General features: G+C 63.1%; 19 protein-coding genes. All 19 read right to left on the bottom strand.

Going from position 1 to position 18986, the window contains the following annotated elements; translation table 11 throughout:
* Positions 1 to 96: 96 nt before the first annotated feature.
* Complete coding sequence (locus tag PSV33_RS17350) at positions 97 to 270, bottom strand: hypothetical protein (RefSeq protein ID WP_300563618.1); 174 nt, start codon at positions 268 to 270, stop codon at positions 97 to 99.
* Positions 271 to 297: 27 nt separating this feature from the next.
* A complete protein-coding gene (locus PSV33_RS17345; RefSeq protein ID WP_300563616.1) occupies positions 298 to 1485 on the bottom strand; it encodes a PLP-dependent transferase in 1188 nt (395 codons plus the stop codon).
* A 204-nt stretch (positions 1486 to 1689) separates the two neighbouring features.
* Complete coding sequence (locus PSV33_RS17340; RefSeq protein WP_300563614.1) at positions 1690 to 2373, bottom strand: hypothetical protein; 684 nt, start codon at positions 2371 to 2373, stop codon at positions 1690 to 1692.
* 266 nt (positions 2374 to 2639) lie between these two features.
* Positions 2640 to 3164: a phosphoribosyltransferase gene (locus PSV33_RS17335; RefSeq protein ID WP_300563612.1), complete on the bottom strand. Its 525-nt coding sequence runs from the start codon at positions 3162 to 3164 to the stop codon at positions 2640 to 2642.
* An 85-nt stretch (positions 3165 to 3249) separates the two neighbouring features.
* Positions 3250 to 4578 (bottom strand): adenylosuccinate synthase, encoded by a 1329-nt coding sequence (locus tag PSV33_RS17330; protein ID WP_293592442.1) that lies wholly within the window; start codon positions 4576 to 4578, stop codon positions 3250 to 3252.
* A 59-nt stretch (positions 4579 to 4637) separates the two neighbouring features.
* On the bottom strand, positions 4638 to 5852 hold the full coding sequence (locus PSV33_RS17325) for an ATP phosphoribosyltransferase regulatory subunit (protein WP_300563610.1): 1215 nt from the start codon (positions 5850 to 5852) through the stop codon (positions 4638 to 4640).
* Positions 5853 to 5979: 127 nt separating this feature from the next.
* Entirely contained in the window at positions 5980 to 6168 is a 189-nt protein-coding gene (locus PSV33_RS17320) for a DUF2065 domain-containing protein (RefSeq protein ID WP_300563608.1), read from the bottom strand.
* Between the two features lie 8 nt (positions 6169 to 6176).
* A complete protein-coding gene (gene hflC, locus PSV33_RS17315; RefSeq protein ID WP_300563606.1) occupies positions 6177 to 7079 on the bottom strand; it encodes a protease modulator HflC in 903 nt (300 codons plus the stop codon).
* Positions 7080 to 7088: 9 nt separating this feature from the next.
* On the bottom strand, positions 7089 to 8495 hold the full coding sequence (gene hflK / locus PSV33_RS17310) for an FtsH protease activity modulator HflK (protein ID WP_300563604.1): 1407 nt from the start codon (positions 8493 to 8495) through the stop codon (positions 7089 to 7091).
* Between the two features lie 42 nt (positions 8496 to 8537).
* Positions 8538 to 9719: a GTPase HflX gene (gene hflX / locus PSV33_RS17305; RefSeq protein ID WP_300563710.1), complete on the bottom strand. Its 1182-nt coding sequence runs from the start codon at positions 9717 to 9719 to the stop codon at positions 8538 to 8540.
* Positions 9716 to 9985: an RNA chaperone Hfq gene (hfq, locus tag PSV33_RS17300; protein WP_293592174.1), complete on the bottom strand. Its 270-nt coding sequence runs from the start codon at positions 9983 to 9985 to the stop codon at positions 9716 to 9718. Before hfq ends, hflX begins: the two co-directional genes overlap by 4 nt.
* Positions 9986 to 10035: 50 nt before the next feature.
* Positions 10036 to 11379, bottom strand: a complete 1344-nt coding sequence (der, locus tag PSV33_RS17295) for a ribosome biogenesis GTPase Der (protein WP_300563602.1) — start codon at positions 11377 to 11379, stop codon at positions 10036 to 10038.
* A 148-nt stretch (positions 11380 to 11527) separates the two neighbouring features.
* Entirely contained in the window at positions 11528 to 12682 is a 1155-nt protein-coding gene (gene bamB, locus PSV33_RS17290; protein ID WP_300563600.1) for an outer membrane protein assembly factor BamB, read from the bottom strand.
* The gene (locus PSV33_RS17285) at positions 12679 to 13389 is read right to left on the bottom strand and encodes a tetratricopeptide repeat protein (RefSeq protein WP_300563598.1); all 711 of its coding nucleotides are present in this window, start codon (positions 13387 to 13389) and stop codon (positions 12679 to 12681) included. Before PSV33_RS17285 ends, bamB begins: the two co-directional genes overlap by 4 nt.
* A 51-nt stretch (positions 13390 to 13440) precedes the next feature.
* On the bottom strand, positions 13441 to 14751 hold the full coding sequence (gene hisS / locus PSV33_RS17280; protein ID WP_300563596.1) for a histidine--tRNA ligase: 1311 nt from the start codon (positions 14749 to 14751) through the stop codon (positions 13441 to 13443).
* Positions 14752 to 14760: 9 nt separating this feature from the next.
* Positions 14761 to 15990: a flavodoxin-dependent (E)-4-hydroxy-3-methylbut-2-enyl-diphosphate synthase gene (gene ispG, locus PSV33_RS17275; RefSeq protein ID WP_300563708.1), complete on the bottom strand. Its 1230-nt coding sequence runs from the start codon at positions 15988 to 15990 to the stop codon at positions 14761 to 14763.
* 44 nt (positions 15991 to 16034) lie between these two features.
* Complete coding sequence (locus PSV33_RS17270) at positions 16035 to 17036, bottom strand: helix-turn-helix domain-containing protein (RefSeq protein ID WP_300563595.1); 1002 nt, start codon at positions 17034 to 17036, stop codon at positions 16035 to 16037.
* Entirely contained in the window at positions 17029 to 17841 is an 813-nt protein-coding gene (pilW, locus tag PSV33_RS17265) for a type IV pilus biogenesis/stability protein PilW (RefSeq protein WP_300563593.1), read from the bottom strand. The genes PSV33_RS17270 and pilW overlap by 8 nt, the downstream gene beginning before the upstream one ends.
* The gene (rlmN, locus tag PSV33_RS17260) at positions 17838 to 18983 is read right to left on the bottom strand and encodes a 23S rRNA (adenine(2503)-C(2))-methyltransferase RlmN (RefSeq protein WP_300563591.1); all 1146 of its coding nucleotides are present in this window, start codon (positions 18981 to 18983) and stop codon (positions 17838 to 17840) included. Before rlmN ends, pilW begins: the two co-directional genes overlap by 4 nt.
* Between the last annotated feature and the right edge of the window lie 3 nt (positions 18984 to 18986).

The following is an 18986-nucleotide window of genomic DNA, read 5'->3' as shown; positions in this document are numbered from 1 at the left end:
GGTTGGCGAATCAGCTATCAAAAAGAGAGCTGCTTGCGCTTGTGCATCAAGGGCTGGAGCCCGATTTGGCTCATGGTTTCAAAGGTCTGCGACACCTCAAGGTGCGGCATCGGCCGGTGGCGGCGTGCCGCCTGCGTCTTCGCCCTCGGGCGTGTCGTCATCGGGCAGGTCCGGTTTGCCTTCGGCCTTGCGCTTGAGCTTTTCTTCTTTCTTCTTCTTTTTGGCCAGCTCTTTCTGGCGTTTTTCGTAGGAATAATTGGGAGTTGCCACAGCGTGCTTTCTTCAGGGGAATATGCCCTAACTGTACTGCATCGCAGCCAGCGCGTTCGCCAGGTCGGCCTGCAGGTCGGCCACGGCTTCCAGCCCTACGGAAAACCGCACCAGGCCGCCTTTGTAGGGCCACGGCGTGGTCCGGATGGCGGGCACGTCGTAAGGCGCGCACAGGCTCATGGGGCCGGCCCAGCTGTAGCCGAGTTTGAACAGCTGCAGGCTGTCGCAGAAGCGGTCCACCTGAGCTTGCGGGTAGCCGACCTTGAACACGATGCTCAGCAGGCAGGCCGCCGCACTGCAGTCGCGTTGCCAGGCCGCATGCCCGGGCGAGGCGGCCAGTGCCGGGTGCAGCACGGTTTCAATCTGCGGCTGCTGCTGCAGCCAGGCCGCCAGCGTGCGCGTGGCGCTGTCCTGTGCGGCATAACGCAGGGCCATGGTGCCCAGCCCGCGCAGCACCAGTTCGGCGTCGTTGCCGGCCACGCCGTAACCGACACGCATGTGGCAGAAATGCACCAGGTGATGCAGCGCCTCGTTACGCGTGACGACCGAGCCCATCAGCACATCCGCGCCGCCACTGGGGTACTTGGTCAGGGCCTGCACGGAAATGTCGGCGCCCAGGTCAAAGGCATTGAAAGCAATGCCCGCGCCCCAGGTGTTGTCCAGCGCGGTGACGATGCCTTGCGGATGCACATCGCCATGCGCCTTGACGGCAGCCACCAGCGCCGGCAGGTCCGGAAACTCCAGCGTGATCGAGCCCGGCGCCTCCAGCCAGACCAGGCGTGTCCTGCGGCTCAGCTTCGCCGCCAGGTCCGCTGGTTGCATGGGATCGTAATAACGGAAGCTGACGCCCCAACCTGCCAGCTCATGCTGCGCAAAGGTCTTGTTGGGACCGTAGGCGTTGTCGGGAATCAGCACCTCGTCACCGGCCCTGAGCAGCGCCATGTCCACCAGCGCCACCGCCGCCAGGCCACTGGGCACCAAGGTGCAGAACTGCCCGCCTTCCAGCGTGGCAATACGTTCCTCGAGCGTGAAGGTGGTCGGCGTGCCGTGCAGGCCGTAGGTGTAGCCGGTCTTGTGTTTCCAGTCGCGCTGGCGCAAGGCTGCCACATTCGGAAAGATGACCGTCGAGGCCTTATGGATGGCCGGATTGACGGCGTCAAAGCCGGCGGGCGGCTTGTAGGGGTGGTGGATCAGTTGGGTGGAGATATCGCTCATGCAGCCATGTTAACGGTATCAAAGCGCCACGACCTATTGAAGGTGTGCCAAGTCAAACTGGGCAATCTCCGGAGGCCGGGCGATCTGGTCCTGGCGTCCCAATGTGCTGCCGTAAAGAAAGCATAGAGGCCCGACCCAACTGGACAAACCCTTTAAGCGGGTGGCGTTCATTGGTGATGAATTCTTTTTTCGCTCGCGATAGAGTTAGTTCAAGACTAATTGGATCAGTATGTGATTTGGTTGCTTACCTAACGCTTCAGGCGAACTTGGCGAAAAGCATTGCCAGCCAATGGGCATTCCTGGATTTCGGCTCCAGTAGTGGTGCAACATCGTCCATGCGGCATAGAGCTGTTCATTTCTCTCCAGCTTCCAAGTTGTCGTATCGAGGTTGCCTTCACTTTTTGCCGCTCCACTCAGCACATACACGCCCGAAGTAGGCTCACCAAGCAGCACTCTGTTGAACCTCCAGTCCTTCTTTGGCAAGGCAGTTGTAGCTGGATCGATCGAGTATGCGTAGTAGTCTTTTGTTTGTGCCCTTGTTTGGGTCAAATCTTTGTATGTACCATTCCACGCTTCAACCACTGAGAGGCGAGGTGAGTACATTCGAAGAAAGTCATGTGCGTCATGTTCCGCAGAAAATGAATTTGCATCCAGCCGTATCCGATCCGCCTTCTCCGGCTGAATCAACACCTTCAGCCCTCCGTCGCGTGCACAAGCTGTTTTGTGTTGGTACTTCACGTATTGGTATGTACCTATCCAATAAATTGCCGGTGAACCCATGAGCAGCGCCAGCGCCATGCGGGCGGGCCAACTCTTGGGCTTTTTACACAGCCAAACCCCAAGCCAGACGTACAGGGCGGTCAGGATAAACAGAGGTATCGTGATCATGCTGCGCCATTCTATTCAGCCGGCCACCTTTTTTAGCTTCAAGCGGCACACAGTTTCAGTATTTGATGCAGTGGCTTACGTATTGAATGGCTGCAGAGGGGCTTGCAGCAATTCGATTGTCGGGATGCAGGGCAAGGCGCGTGTCGCATCGCCCTTTGGGCTCATGCGAGGGTTTCGCAGGACACCGGAACGTACTCAGGTACGTGAGGATTCCGAGCACCGCGCAACGCCGCCATGCACCCGAGAATTGGATTGATGCAAACCCCTCAGATCTTCCACTTCTCCATGAGCTGCGCTGGCCGCAGCGCATCGTAGCCCTCAAAAGGCTGGTGGATCCACGGGTTGGTCGGCAGGAATTCGACCGAATAATCGGGCTGGAAGGTGGACACGCCCTTGGTCCAGATCACGGCGCTACGCAGCTCGGTGATCGGTTTGTAGTTGTTGCGCAGCTGGTGGATCACGGCGTTGAGCGTGTGGCCGGTGTCGGCCAGATCATCGACCAGCAGCACCTTGCCGGCGATTTCGCCCTTGGGGGTGGTGATGAAACGTGCGATGTCGAGGTTGCCCTGCACCGTGCCGGAGTCGGCGCGGTAGGAGCTGGTGGACATGATGGCCAGCGGCTTGTCGAAGATGCGCGAGAGGATGTCCCCCGGGCGCATGCCGCCGCGCGCCAGGCACAGGATGGTGTCGAACTCCCAGCCGGACTGGTGGATCTTGATGGCCAGCTTTTCAATCAGGTTGTGGTATTCGTCATAACTGACGTAAAGGTGTTTGCCGTCTTCGGTCAACATGAAAATGCTCCTGATTCAATAGCTGGTTGCGCCCGCCCTGCCTGGGCTGGAGCACGATTTGACTGAAAAATTACGCGAAAACCACTCAGGCCACGAACGGGTGGCGCAACAGGATCGTGTGGTCGCGGTCGGGGCTGGTCGAGATCATGTGAATCGGCACGCCGGTGACCTCTTCAATGCGGTGCAGGTAGCGCTGGGCCGCGGCCGGCAGCTTGTCGTAGTCGGTCACACCGACCGTGCTCTGGGTCCAGCCCGGCAGGGTTTCATAAATCGGCTTGCAACGGGCAATTTCTTCGGCGCCCATGGGCAGGATGTCGGTGATGTGGCCATCGAGTTCGTAGCCGGTGCACAGCTCGAGTTGTTCGATGCCGTCGAGCACGTCGAGCTTGGTGATGCACAGGCCGGACAGGCCGTTGACCTGCGCCGAACGCTTGAGCAAGGCCGCGTCGAACCAGCCGCAGCGCCGGCTGCGGCCGGTGGTCACACCTTTTTCGGCACCTACCGTGCTCATGTGATAGCCCGGCGTGCCGGGTGTTTCCCAGTCCAGCTCGGTCGGGAAAGGACCGCCGCCCACACGGGTGCAGTAGGCCTTGGTGATGCCCAGGATGTAATGCAGCATGCCCGGGCCGACGCCGGCACCGGCGGCCGCGTTGCCGGCCACGCAGTTGCTGGAAGTGACAAACGGGTAGGTGCCGTGGTCCACGTCGAGCAAGGTGCCCTGAGCGCCTTCAAACAGAAGGTTGGCGCCGTCACGGTGCGCGTCGTTGAGTTCGCGCGAGACGTCGGCCATCATGGGTTTGAGCAGCTCGGCGTGGCGCATGGCCTCGTCATAGACGGGCTGAAACTCGATGGCCGGCGCATGCAGGTAGCCGGTCAGCACGAAGTTGTGCAGGTCCAGCAACTCGCGCAGCTTGGCGGCAAAACGCTCGGGGTACTTCAGGTCCTGCACACGCAGGGCGCGGCGGGCGATCTTGTCTTCATAGGCCGGGCCGATGCCGCGGCCGGTGGTGCCGATCTTGACGGTGCCGCCGGTTTCGCGGCGCGTCTCGCGTGCAATGTCGAGCGCCGCGTGGAACGGCAGGATCAGCGGGCAGGCTTCGCTGATGCGCAGGCGCGAGCGCACTTCGACACCGGCTTTTTCCAGCCCTTCGATTTCCTCGAACAGCTTGGCTGCCGACAGCACCACGCCGTTGCCGATGTAACACTTCACGCCCGGACGCATGATGCCGCTGGGGATCAGGTGCAGGGCGGTCTTGATGCCATTGATGACCAAGGTGTGGCCGGCATTGTGGCCGCCCTGGAAGCGCACCACGCCCTGCGAGCTTTCGGTCAGCCAGTCGACCAGCTTGCCCTTGCCTTCGTCACCCCACTGGGTACCCACGACCACCACGTTGCGGCCGGCGGTTGCGGCGATTGTCTTTGTCATCTTCAGTCTGCTTTCAGGATGGGTTACGGTATGCGGGCGGCGCGGCTTCAGGCCGGCTTGTTGCCCAGCGGCTGGACCTGCCACTGGCCGGCCACGCTGGCCAGTTCGCGGTCACAGTCAAATTCATCAACTTCGTGTTCATGGCCGGGCAGGACGCAGGCCACGGTTTCACCGCCGGCACGCAGTGCGGCAATCGCGCTGCGCAACCCGGCTTCTTCGCCCCAGGGGGCACGAATGGCGGGACGCAAGGGTTTGGGTGTCAGCACGCTGACGAGCTCTTTCAAATCAAGGCTGAAGCCGGCGGCCGGACGGTTACGCCCGAACACGGCGCCGACCTCGTCATACCGGCCGCCGCGCACCAGCTCGGCGCCCTGCCCGCCGCCCTGCTGGCCGTGGCCATAAATCGCAAAACGGGTGCCGCTGTAATAGGCGTAGCCGCGCAGATCGGCCAGGTCAAAGGCGACGCGCACCGGGCCGGCCAGCGCCTGCACATGGGTCGCCAGCCATTTCAAATTCTGCAAGGCCCGGACAGCTTCAGGCACCGCCTTGAACGTTTTTTCGGCCTCGGCCAGCACCGTCTCGTCGCCATACATCTGCAGCAGCGCCAGCAGCCCTTCGCGCGCCGCTGCAGGCAGCTCGCCGTTGAGGCTGGCCATCAGGCTGGTCAGCTCGCTGGCATCCTTGACCGCCAGTGCGGCGTGGATGCGCGCCAGCATGGACGGACTGACCTTCGCGCCGGCCAGCAGGCTGCTGACAATGCGCACGTCGGCCATGTCGACCGAGAGTTCGGTGACACCGGCAGCGCTCAGCCCCTCCAGCGCCAGCAGCTGGGCTTCGAGGTCGGCTTCAAGCCCCGCATGGCCGTAAATTTCAGCACCGAACTGCAGCGGCTCGCGCGTGGCATGCGGACGCTCGGCACGCGTGTGCAGCACCGGGCCGCAGTAACACAGGCGGGCCACGCCCTGGCGGTTGAGCAGGTGGGCGTCAATGCGCGCGACCTGCGGCGTGGTGTCGGCGCGCAGACCCAGGGTGCGGCCGGAGAGCTGGTCCACCAGTTTGAAGGTCTGCAGGTCCAGCGCCTCACCGGTGCCGGTGAGCAGGGATTCGAGGTGTTCGAGCAGCGGCGGCATGACCAGCTCGTAACCGTAGCTGCGCGCCGTGTCGAGAAACAGGCGACGAAGTTCTTCGATGTGACGCGCCTCGGAGGGCAGGACATCGGCAATTTGATCCGGCAATTGCCATGACGACGACCAGGCAGGCATGTATTTATCGTGAGCTGTTAAAAACAGGATTTTACCGGGCTTGCGGGCTGTTTTCGGCCAGCGCCGGCACACAGGTGGCTGGCGGACTCAAATACAGGCTCGAGACTGCCGCTTCTGCGGCCGGCGATCAGAGCAGAAAGGCCATCCACACAAGACCGGCAGCGATGCTGCCCAGCCCGAAAAAGCGGATCTGGCCGTCCGTGAGCTGGAGGATCTTCTCGAACATGCCGCGCCATCCGCGCGGCGAGAAAAACGGCAGCAGCCCCTCGATCACCAGCATCAAGGCCAGTGCCTGCCAGATCGTGCTGCCGTCCAAGTGGACTGTTACTTCTTGCCGGTTGGGGCCGTGCCGCTGCCGGAGCTGCGCATGGCCTTGAAGAAATCGGACGAAGGATCGATCACCATCACGTCGCCCTTCTTGTCGAAGCTGGCCTTGTAGGCGTCCAGGCTGCGGTAGAACTGGGCAAACTGCGGGTCACGGCCAAAGGCGTCGCTGTAGGCGGCAGCGGCCTCGGCATCGCCCTCACCCTTGATTTTCTGCGCTTCGCGGTAGGCATTGGCGACGGTCACCTCGCGCTGCCGGTCGGCATCGGCGCGGATTTTTTCGCCTTCGGCGGCACCGGTGGAGCGCAACTCGTTGGCGACTCGCTTGCGCTCGGCTTCCATGCGGCGGTACACCGATTCGGTGATGGCCTCCACATAATCGACACGCGTGATGCGCACGTCGATCACGTCAATCCCCCAGGGCTTGGCACCGCGCACGACTTCCAGCACCTCGGCTTTCACGTCGGCCATCAGGGCTTCGCGCTTGAGGGACAACAGGTCCTTGACGGTGCGCTTGTTGATGGCTTCCTGGAAAGCATTGCGCACGACCCGGTTCAGCTGGTTGGCACCGGCACGTTCGTCCAGACCCACGTTGCGGATGTACTCCGAGGGCTGGGTGATGCGCCATTTGACATACCAGTCGATGACCACGCGCTGCTTTTCGGCGGTCAGCATCGGCTCGGCATCGGTGCTGTCCAGCGTCAGCAGCCGCCTGTCGATGTACGACACGTTCTGGAAAGGTGGCGGCAGCTTGAAGTTCAGGCCGGGCTCCAGGATGACCTCCTTGATCTGGCCCAGTGCATACACCACACCGAACTGCCGCTGGTCAACCACAAACAGCATGGAACTGAGCAATGCCAGCGCCACCAGCATCGAAGAAGCAATAAATCCAACTCTATTCACGGCAGTTCCTTAGCGTGTTTCGCGGTCGCGGGTGCGTGAGGTGTCACGGGCCCGCGTATCAAGGGTCGAAGTGGACGGAGCGACCGGGGGCAAGGCAACCGATCCGGCCGGCTCCGCGCCGCTCTTGGCGACGCCGGTGGCCTGCATCAGCTTGTCGAGCGGGAGGTACAGCAGGTTGGATCCCTGGCGCGACTCCACCAGCACCTTGGTGACGTTGCTGTAGACCTGTTGCATGGCATCGGTGTACATGCGGTCGCGCGTCACCTGCGGCGCCTTCTGGTACTCAGTCAGCACCGAGCGAAAGCGCTGCGCATCACCCTGCGCCTGTGCCACCACTCTGGCCTTGTAGGCCTCCGACTCTTCCTTGAGGCGCGACGCCGAGCCAACTGCGCGCGGAATCACGTCGTTGGCGTAGGCCTGGGCTTCGTTCTTGGCGCGTTCGCGTTCCTGACCGGCCTTGAGCACATCGTCGAACGAGGCCTGCACCTGCTCGGGCGGACGCACACCGCTTTGCTGCAGGTTGATGCCGACCACTTCAACACCGACCTTGTAGCGGTCCAGAATGGTCTGCATCAGGGTGCGCACGCGCGGCGCGATCTGGTCACGTTCCTCGGCCAGTGCGGAGTCCATTTTCATTTTGCCGACGACCTCGCGCACCGCGGTTTCAGCCGCCTGGACCACCGTGGCGGCTGGATCCCGGGTTTCGAAAAGATAGGCGCGCGCGTCGTTCAGGCGGTACTGGACCGCAAACTTGATCTCGACAATGTTCTCGTCTTCGGTGAGCATGGCCGATTCACGCAGGCCGGTGGCCTTGATGATGGTGTCGCGGCCCACGTCAACGGAGCGGATCTGGGTCGCCACCACGACTTCATGGCGCTGCACGGGGTAAGGCAGGCGCCAGTTGAAGCCGGCACCGACGGTCGAGTTGTACTTGCCGAACTGGGTGATGACGGCCTGCTGGCCCTCCTGCACGATGAAAAAGCCGGTACCCAGCCAGATCAGCACGGCCACGCCGGCGATCAGGCCGACACCGATACCTGCACTTTTCATGTCGGGCTGGAAACCGCCAGGCCCGCCACCGCCCCCGAGTCCACCGGTGCCACGCCCGCGCTGCCCGGCATTTTTGGCGCCGCCGAAAAGGCCGCCCAGCTTGCGGTTGAAGTCACGCCACAACTCGTCGAGATCGGGCGGTCCCTGGTTGGGTCCCTGACCTTGGCCCTGCGGACGATTCGGCGCAGGTGGGCGCACAGGCGGCACGTCGTCGCGGCCAGCCTCGGGCTTGGACTCGTCGGACGGGGTCTTGTTGTCGTCGTCGCGGCCCCAGCGTGGATCGTTCAGATTGAACATTCCGCGGGCGCGTTGCCTCAGCCTTCCCGGCAGCGTCGTCAGCGTCTGTAACACAGGGTTCAGGTTCATGAAATAGAGCTCACTTTTTTATGATTCCCATATTGTGCCTAATCACGCTACGGCCTCATTGATTGGGGGGCTATCTTCGACGGGCGCTTGCGAGGCATGCCTGGCCAACAGCTCGCGCAGCAGCGGCAGGCCTTCGCCCGTCTGTGCGCTGACAAAAACCCGGTCGACGCGCCTGCCGGTATCCGAAAAGGCATCCTTGACCTCGAAACTGTCACATAACTGCAGCGGTAGGCGCGATTTTTCAAGGGCGTCAAGCTTGTTGAAGACCAGAATCTGCGGCACATCGGCAGCGCCGATCTCGGCCAGCACGCGCTGCACCTGCTCGATCTGCTCGAGATGGTCCGGGTTGGCGCCATCGACCACATGCAGCAGCAAATCGGCGTCCGCAGCCTCCTGCAGGGTGGCGGCAAAAGCGTCCACCAGCCCGTGCGGCAGGTCGCGAATGAAGCCGACCGTGTCCGACAGCGACACCGACCGGGCGGCGTCGCCCAGGTACAGCTGGCGGGTTGTGGTGTCCAGCGTCGCAAACAACTGGTCCGCCGCGTAGGCGCGCGCCTTCACGAGGGCATTGAACAGTGTCGTTTTGCCGGCATTGGTGTAGCCGACCAGGGAAATGGTGAAGGAATTGCGCCGCTCGCGCTGGCGCCGCTGGGTCTGGCGCTGCTTCTTGACCTTGGTCAGGCGCTCCTTGGTGCGCTTGATGGACTCGCCGATCATGCGTTTGTCGAGCTCGATCTGCTTTTCGCCGGGGCCGCCGCGCACGCCGGCACCGCCGGTCTGCCGCTCCAGGTGGGACCAGCGCCGGACCAGGCGTGTCGACAGGTATTGCAGACGTGCCAGTTCAACCTGCAGCTTGCCTTCGTGGCTGCGCGCGCGCTGGGCAAAAATCTCGAGGATCAGCAGGGTGCGGTCATTGACGGGCAGGCCAAGCACCCGCTCCAGATTGCGCTGCTGCGCCGGGCTCAGGGACTGGTCAAACAGGATTTCACTGGCGCCGGTTTCCAGCGCGAGCATCTTGATTTCGTCTGCCTTGCCGCTGCCGATGAAGAGCGCTGCGTCGGGCGCCCGGCGTTTGCAGACCACGCGGGCAATCGGCTGCAGGCCGGCCGTCTGGGCCAGCAGGCCCAGTTCTTCCAGACCGGCATCAAAATTGGGGAGGCCCAGATCCACCCCGACCAGAATGGCCAGAGGCGCTACCGCCGGGGAGAGGTCCTGGGAACTCAGCTGGCTGGGCTTTCTTGGGATTCTGCAGCAGCGAAATTGACTGCACGACCGGGAACGATGGTCGAAATGGCGTGTTTGTAGACCATCTGGGTGACGGTGTTGCGCAGCAGGACCACGTACTGATCGAAAGATTCGATCTGACCCTGAAGCTTGATGCCGTTGACGAGGTAAATCGACACCGGCACATGCTCACGGCGCAAAGTATTGAGAAAAGGGTCCTGCAAGAGCTGACCTTTGTTGTTGCTCACGATATTTTCCGTGTTCAAGAGTTGGTAGGACTTCACCTTACCACAGCCGATTGACCGCGCCTGTAGTCCTAAGTGGAATCTTTGTCCGCATAGGGGTTGCTGGACGACTTCATCTGGATGCGCAACGGCGTGCCCACCAGATCGAACTCCTTGCGGAAGCGCCCTTCCAGAAAACGCTTGTAGGCGTCGGTGACGTGTTCGAGCGAATTGCCGTGAACAATGATGATGGGCGGGTTCATGCCGCCCTGGTGCGCATAACGCAGCTTGGGGCGGAACATGCCGGCCCGCTGCGGGCTCTGGAACTGCACGGCTTCCAGCAGCAGGCGGGTCAGCACCGGCGTGGACATCTTGCGGTTGGCCGAGGCGTGGGCCTGGACAATCGACTTCCAGACCGGGCCCAGGCCCTGGCGTTTGATGGCCGAAATATTGTGGATGGTGGCGAACTTCAGGAAGGACAGCCGCGTTTCGATGGAGCGCTGCAGGATTTCCTTCTGGTAGGCGTCCACCGCATCCCACTTGTTGACGGCCAGCACCACCGCGCGCCCGCTTTCCAGGATGTAGCCGGCAATGTGGGCGTCCTGGTCGGTCACGCCCTGGGTCGCGTCCAGCAACAGCAGCACCACATTGGCGCTTTCGATGGCCTGCAGGGTCTTGACCACCGAGAACTTTTCAATCGCCTCGAACACCTTGCCCTTGCGGCGCAGCCCGGCGGTGTCGATCAGCTCGAATTTCTGCCCGCCGCGCTCGAAGGGTACCGAAATGGCATCGCGCGTGGTGCCCGGCTGGTCAAACGCCACCAGGCGCTCTTCGCCCAGCCAGGTGTTGATCAGCGTCGATTTGCCTACATTGGGCCGACCCGCCACCGCCAGCTTGATCACCGTCGGGTCGCTTGGCTCGCCCTCCAGGTCCGGATCCGGCAGATTCAGGGGCTGCAGGGCCATATCGACCAGCGTGCGCATGCCCTGCCCGTGCGAGGCCGACACCGGCAGGACCTCACCCAGCCCGAGCTCGAAAAACTCGGACAGCTGCACGCCCTCGGTCATGCCTTCGGCCTTGTTGGCGGTCAGCACCGTCGGCTTGCCCAGCTTGCGCAGGTACTTGGCGATCTCGTGGTCCTGGGCATTAACCCCGGCGCGTGCATCAACCACAAACACCACGACGTCGGCTTCAGCCACCGCCTGCCGGGTCTGCTTGGCCATTTCCTTGTAGATGCCATCGACGGCCTTGGGCTCGAAGCCGCCGGTGTCGATCACGATGAACTCCTGCGCGCCCAGATGGCCATTGCCGTAGTGGCGGTCCCGCGTCAGGCCGGCATAGTCGGCCACGATCGCATCACGCGACTTGGTCAGGCGGTTGAAAATCGTCGATTTGCCCACATTGGGGCGACCGACCAGGGCGATAACAGGTTTCACGAAATAACGATCAAAAGAGGCAGGGAAGTGACAAGCGGGAGGAACCCCTCTTCACAAGCCGGGGCCGCGGAACCGGCTTCGCCGGGCCGCGGGCGCAGCGCCCCCGCGGGGGGCAGCGACTTACACGAAGTGACGAGCGTGGGGGCCATTATTCAGGCGCAAAGCCGAAAACAGCGCCTGAACGGGTGACAGCCACCAGGATATTGCCGGCCAGCACCGGGGTGGCTGCCACTGGCGAGCCGTCGGTCACGAGGCGGTTCAGCGGCGAGCCGTCCGCGCGGGACAATAGATGCACAAAACCGGCAGAGTCTCCAATGGCGATGGAGCGGCCCACCACCAGCGGCGCGCTCAGGCTGCGGTAACGCAGGCTGTCCGAGCTCCAGCCGCTCTCGCCGTCGCTGCGGCGCCAGGCCAGAACCTTGCCGTCGGCTTCGGTGCCAAACACCAGGCTGTCGTCGCCATCGACGCCCTGCGCGCCATTGGCGGGTTTGGTCCAGAGCAGCACGCCGCGCTGGGCATCCACACAGCCAACGCTGGCCTGGAAAGCCCGGGCACAAACCGTGTTGCCGGTGCGGCTCACGGTGCCCACCAGGTCCACCAGGCGCTCCACGTCATTGATGCCGCGGGGCGAAGCAATCGGGGCCTCCCAGCGGATGCTGCCATTGAGCGGATTGAGTCCGGTCAGGCGGCCGGCCAGGCCCACCACCAGTGTGTCGCCGACAGCCAGCATGACACCCGACTGGCGCAGCACCAGCGGTTCGCTGGGACGCTGCTGGGACCAGAGCTTGCGCCCGGTCTGGCCGTCAAAGGCATTGACCGAACGGTCGGCCGCGAGCACAAACACCCGGCCACCGGCCACAAAAGGTGCGGTGAAGGCCTGAGCCGCAAGTTTCTGGCGCCAGATTTCCTTGCCACCCGACACGGCCACCACTTCGTTGGTCCGGGTGACCACAGCAGCGACCTTGCCGTCGCTGCCCACGCCGGCGGCGATCGGTGCGCCAACATTGGTGCGCCAGAAGTCACGGCCGCTGCGCGCGTCCAGCGCCACCACGGTGCCGTCGGTGCTTGCTACCACCACGGTATCGCCCGAGACATTCACCTGGAGCGGGAAAGAAACCTCGCCGATGCGGGCGGTCCAGACCTGTTTGGCCGGCACCAGTGCCATCACGGGCTGCAACTCTGCCGGCTGCGGCTTTTTGACGGAGCTGCTGAACATCGAGCAGCCGGCCAATAATGCTACCAAAAAGATAGCTGCAGGCGCTTTCAACGTATGGGCCAGAGGCCGAAAAGACTTGAAAATCACTGCTTGACCTCCGGGGCGGACGCGGGAGAAACTGCAACGTTGGCTGCAGCAGGGGCCAATGCCGCCGAGGGGTTCAGCCCGAGCGCATTGAGTTTGACTTCGACCAGGCGCCGGTACTCGGTGCGGTCATCCATGGCCTTGAAGGCTTTTTCGTATTCGGCCCGGGCTTCGTTTTTCTTGCCTTGTGCAGCGAGGACGTCGCCGCGGCGATCTGCCGCCAGCGCGACAAAGTCCTTGGGGAAGGCGCCGCTCAGCTGCTGCAAGGCCTCGTCGTAGGCTTTGGCCTCAAGCAGCAAACCCGCCAGACGCAGCTTGGCAATGGCCTGGTAACCCTCGTCTGCGCTCTTGCCGGCCACCCATCCCAGAGAGGCTTTGGCGGCATCGGTGTTGCCTTTGTCGTAATAGGTCCTGGCCGCCAGCAGGCCGGCCTGTTGGGCGAAAGCCGTCCCGGCAAAACGGTCTTTCATGTCGCCGATAGCGCGATCCAGCCGGCTGGTGTCTCCCGACTGGGCGGCGCGCTCGACCTCGTCGTACATGATGGCCGCCTTGGCGGCCTGGTCACGCTGCCAGTAGTGGTAGCCGTTCCAGGCGGCAAAAGCACCAAAAATGACAATCAGGCCCCAGGTGATCAGGTTGCCATACTGTTTCCAGAAGTGCTTCAGCTCGTCGAGCTGCTCCTGTTCTTCCAAATCGAGATGTTTTGCCATAGAGCTCTGCTGGTTCCGCCAAATGAATTGTGTTGATTGTAGGGGTCGCTGTCAGGCGCCAGCCTGCAGGCCGTGCGCCCAAAGCGCCACGGTCTCCAGCGGCTCCAGGGTCTGGGACTGGGCGGCCTCGACCTTTTCGCCACGCAGGGGCTTCACCGCCACGCAGCCCTGCGCCAGTTCCGCCGCGCCAAAGATCAGGGCGAAGCGGGCGCCGCTGGCGTCAGCCTTCTTGAACTGGGATTTCATGCTGCCCATGCCGTCAGCGCTGGCGCCGGAGGCCGCATGCATCTGCACGCTGACGCCCACGGCGCGCAAGGCCTGCAGGGTTTTCAGCACCACGGGCAAAGCCGACGCTTCGGGAACAATCGCGTAGGCATCCGGCACCGGCAGGTCGGTAGCGCCTCCCTGCTCCCTGATCAGCTCCAGCACCCGCTCCACGCCCAGCGCCCAGCCCACGGCAGGCGCAGCCTTGCCACCGATCTGCTCGATCAGGTAGTCGTAACGGCCACCGCCGCAGATCGTGCCCTGCGAACCCAGGCTGTCAGTGATGAACTCGAACACCGTCAGGTTGTAGTAGTCCATGCCGCGCACCAGCCGAGGGTTGATGCTGTAGGCGATGCCGTTGGCCTCGAGAATGGCCTTGACGCTGCTGAAATGGGCCAGCGATGCCTCGCCCAGAAAATCAATCAACCGCGGCGCAGCTTCCACCAGAGTCTGCATCTTTGGATTTTTCGTGTCCAGGATGCGCAGCGGGTTGCTGTGCAAGCGACGTCTGGCTTCTTCGTCGAGCTGGTCGGCGTTGGTCTCAAAATAGCTGATCAGCGCCCCGCGGTGTTGCCTGCGTTCTTCGGGCTGGCCCAGGCTGTTGAGTTCCAGCCGCACGTCCGTCAGACCCAGCTCTTTCCACAAGGCATCGGCCAGCAGGATCAGTTCGGCGTCGAGTTCGGCGCCGGGAAACCCCAGCGCTTCGGCACCGATCTGGTGGAACTGCCGGTAACGGCCCCGCTGCGGACGCTCGTGCCGGAACATCGGGCCCATGTAGTACAGGCGCTTGCCGCCGTCGTAAAGCATGCTGTGCTCGGCCACGGCCCGGACCACACCGGCGGTGTTTTCGGGGCGCAGGGTCAAGGCTTCGCCGTTGAGCCTGTCGTCGAACGAGTACATCTCTTTTTCAACGATGTCGGTCACTTCGCCGAGGCCGCGGACAAACAGCGCCGTCGGCTCGACGATGGGCGTGCGAATGTTGCGGTAGGCGTAACGAGCCATCAGCGCGCGTACCTTGTCCTCCAGCCATTCCCAGCGCGCCGAATCGGGCGGCAATATGTCGTTCATGCCTTTGACGGCAGTCAGTTTTTCAGCCATGGATATCCGTCAGGCGATCTGGGCAACGGCTGGCGTGCCAAAGCGCTTTTCAATGTAGTTTTCGACAATCGTCCGGAATTCCTGCGCGATCCGGTCGCCGCGCAAGGTCACGCTTTTTTCACCATCGATGTACACCGGTGCGGCCGGTGCTTCGCCCGATCCGGGCAGGCTGATGCCGATGTCGGCGTGTTTGCTCTCGCCAGGCCCGTTGACGATGCAGCCCATCACCGCGACCTTGAGTTTCTCAACGCCGGGGTATCGGGCACGCCAGACCGGCATCTGCGCGCGCAGGAAATCGTCGATTTCCTTGGTCAGTTCCTGGAAAGTGGTGCTGGTCGTTCGGCCGCAACCGGGACAGGCGGTGACACTGGGCACGAAGCTGCGCAGGCCGAGCGCCTGAAGGATTTCCGAGGCAATCAGCACTTCCTGGGTGCGCGCTTCGCCGGGCTGCGGCGTCAGGGAGACGCGAATGGTGTCGCCGATGCCCTCCTGCAGCAGGATGGCCAGCGCGGCGGTGGACGCCACCGTTCCCTTGGTCCCCATGCCGGCTTCGGTCAGACCGAGGTGCAGCGCATAACGCGAGCGTCTGGAAAGTTCACGGTAAACCGAGATCAGGTCCTGCACGCCGCTGACCTTGCAGGAGAGAATGATCTGGTTTCTGTCCATGCCCATCTGCTCGGCCAGCTCGGCTGAACCGAGAGCCGAAGTGATCAATGCCTCGTACATCACCTGTTTGGCGTCCCAGGGCTGGGCCCGGCGGCTGTTTTCGTCCATCAGGCCGGCCAGCAGTTCCTGGTCCAGGCTGCCCCAGTTGACACCGATGCGCACCGGTTTGTTCCAGCGAACAGCGGCTTCTATCATCTGCCCGAACTGCCGGTCGTGTTTGTCGCCCTTGCCCACATTGCCCGGGTTGATGCGGTACTTGGACAGCGCCTCGGCACAGGCCGGGTAGTCTGTCAGCAGGCGGTGGCCGTTGTAATGGAAGTCGCCGATCAACGGCACGTCGATGCCCATACGGTCGAGCTGTTCGCGGATGTACGGCACCTGCGCCGCAGCCTCCGGTGTGTTGACGGTGATGCGGACCATCTCTGACCCGGCAATGGCCAGTTCCTTGACCTGGATGGCCGTGCCGATCGCGTCCACGGTGTCGGTGTTGGTCATGGACTGCACACGCACGGGCGCATCGCCACCCACCGTGACCACACGTGAGCCCCAGACCACACGCGCCTGGGACGACATGCGCGCCTTGGGCGCGGCCGACTCCACGGGAAAACATGCTGCCACTACTTCACCTCAAAACGTGCAACGTTGTCTTTGCTCACAGCACCCAGGTCAAAGGCCTTGCCCCGCACCTCGACCTGCGTCGCATCGACCCGGCCTACCACTGCGGCCAGCGGCAGGACGCCCGATGCTCCCGCCTCCTCACCGGCAGCCAGGGTACGACGCAAAACCACCGTGCCTCTGGCATCGGTCACTTCGACCCACGACTCCCCTTTGGCCCGGAACACGATGATGCCGGCGGCCTCGGGCGAGGCGACCGCGGGCGAGGCGACCGCAGGCGACATGACCACCGCAGCCTGATCGGTTACAGGCAGGCGCGGTGCGAGTAAAGGGGCCGTCGGCGCCGTGCCGCCAGGAGCAGCGGGCTGAGCCATGCTGTCTGCCCCGGCGGGCTTGTCCACCTCGATCAGCTCGGTCCTGGCCATGGCAACCCCTGACGGCCCCCCCGACGGGGCAGAAGGTGCATCGGCAATGGCAGGTGATGGTGTCGCTGGCTGCGTGGCGACGCCGGGCTGCTGGACAGCCGGCAGAAAGATCAGAACCAGGGCACCCAACACCAGCAACAGGCCGGCCAGAACGGCAGGTCTGGAAATCTGGGCCACCAGGGAGGGCCCGGGTCCGTCGCCGGGAGAACGAAACGGGGCGTTGATGGACGCACTCTGCTGCCCGAGATTGGGCTTGCCGGTTTGTGGCAACAGCGCCAGCACCTGACCCGCATCTATCTTCAGGGTGCGACAGACGCTCGCCGCAAGAGCGCGTACGAACACGGCATCAGGCAGCAGGTCCAGGCGGTCCGCTTCCAGGGCTTCGAGCTTTTTGACCGGCACCTTCAAAGCCACCGCCAGTGCGGCGATATGCAGACCTGCAGCTTCGCGTGCCTGCCGGATCAGGGAACCGGCACTGACCGCAGGCCCGCCATCTGCCTGATCCTGCGGGACGTGGTGCGCCGGGTCTCGCTGCGCCATGGCAGCGTTGCCCGGCAGCAGGCCGTCGACATCAGTCATTGAAGGCTCCCCGTTCGTAAGCTGCAGCCTCGCGTGACTGGGCGAAGCGCTTTTTAAGCTGATCGGCCAGTTGCAGCATCGCCTCGCGGTTGCCCAGACTGCGCTCCACCTTGATACCCAGCCACAAGGTTTCGGCGTTGGCCAGATCACTGTTGTTCAAACGGCGGATGTAGAACTGCGCACGAACCAACTCCCCGCGCTGGAAAAGCAGGTTGGCCAGGTTATAGCCGGTGACCGGGTTACCGGCGTCCAGCTCATAGGATTGCAACAGGCTCCGCTCACCCTCCGCTTTCTGCCCCGCCCTCACCTGACAAAGCCCCTGCGTCATGAGTGTTTTGGCCTGGCCGCCGTACTGGGGCAAGGCAATGGCGCGGGCGAATAACGCAGTCGATTCGCTGTAGCGATTTTGCTGGCAGAGCAGCCAGCCATAGTTGTGCAGCACGTCGCCGTCCCGCGGATTGAGCGTCATGGCCCGGCGGAAACTGTCCTCGGCAAGCACATTGTCATTCATGCGCATATAAACCAGGGCGCGCAGGTTGTAGGCCTCGGCATAGGTCGGATCGGTCACCAAGGCCTGCTTGATTTCGTCGAGGGCGACGTTGGTCTGCCCCTGCTGAAAATAATTGGCGGCCAGCTCCAGGCGGATGCGCGCCCGCTTGCGAACGTCCGGTTCGTCCGACTCCGTCATGATCTCCGCGCGCCCGCTCGCGGCGCCAGGAGCGGAACCCGGTTTGCCGGCACACCCGGCGAGCAGCACGGCCGCCCAGCAGACAGACATCAACAGGACATTGCGGACACGACTCATACACCGACCTCTCTGGAGACAATCTTGATGCCCTTGAGCATACCCTGCCGCTGCGTGGCCATGCGCTGCTGCACACCGGTGCGGTCCTGGACATCGCCGGCGAGCTGGCCACAGGCGGCGTCGATGTCATCGCCCCGGGTTTTTCGCACGGTGGTCACCATGCCGGCATCCATCAGAACCTTGGCGAAAACCATCACCTGCGGCATGCCTGAGCGTTTCAGGCCCGATGCCGGAAACGGGTTGAAAGGAATCAGATTGAACTTGCAGGACAAACCATTGACTGCATGCTTGCGCATCAAGGCCACCAGCATGTGCGCATGTTCGGGCTGGTCATTGACGCCGTCGAGCATGCAGTACTCGAAGGTGATGAAGTCCCTCGGTGCCGCGGCCTGGTAACGCGCGCAGGCCTCGAGCAATTCGGCGATCGGGTATTTTTTGTTCAGCGGCACCAGGTTGCTTCGCAGCTCGTCCTCGGGCGCGTGCAGCGACACCGCCAGGGCTACCGGGCAATCATGCGCCAGACGATCCATCATGGGCACCACGCCGGAGGTCGAAACCGTTACACGCCGGCGCGACAGGCCATAGGCATGGTCGTCCAGCATGACGCGCAGGGCCGGCAGCAGCTGGGAATAGTTCTGCAGGGGTTCACCCATGCCCATCATCACGACGTTGGACACCACACGGTCCTGCCGGCCCAGATGCTGGCGCAGGAAGTGCTCTGCAAACCAGAGCTGGCCGATGATCTCGGCTGTCGTCAGGTTGCGGCTGAAGCCCTGGTGGCCGGTGGAGCAAAAACGGCAGCCCACAGCACAGCCGGCCTGGGACGAAATGCAAAGCGTTCCGCGGTCGGCCTCGGGAATGAAGACGGTTTCAATGACATCTCCCGCGCCGACATCGAACAGCCACTTGATGGTGCCGTCGGCCGAATCGTGGCGTGACACCACCTTCAGGCTCTGGATGTGGGCGGACGCGGGAAGTTTTTCACGCAACGATTTGGCCAGATCGGTCATCTGGGCAAAATCTGTCGCGCCTTTCTGGTGAATCCAGCGAAAAAGCTGGGTGGCCCGGAAGCGTTTCTCCCCGAGGCCTTCGCAAAAGGCCGCCAGCCCGTCCAGATCGTAATCAAGCAGGTTGGCGGTCATTTG

The organism is Polaromonas sp., from assembly GCF_029945895.1.
Taxonomy (GTDB): domain Bacteria; phylum Pseudomonadota; class Gammaproteobacteria; order Burkholderiales; family Burkholderiaceae_C; genus Polaromonas.
Note: the sequence above shows the minus strand (reverse complement) of the source record. Positions and strands in the feature narration are given on the sequence as shown.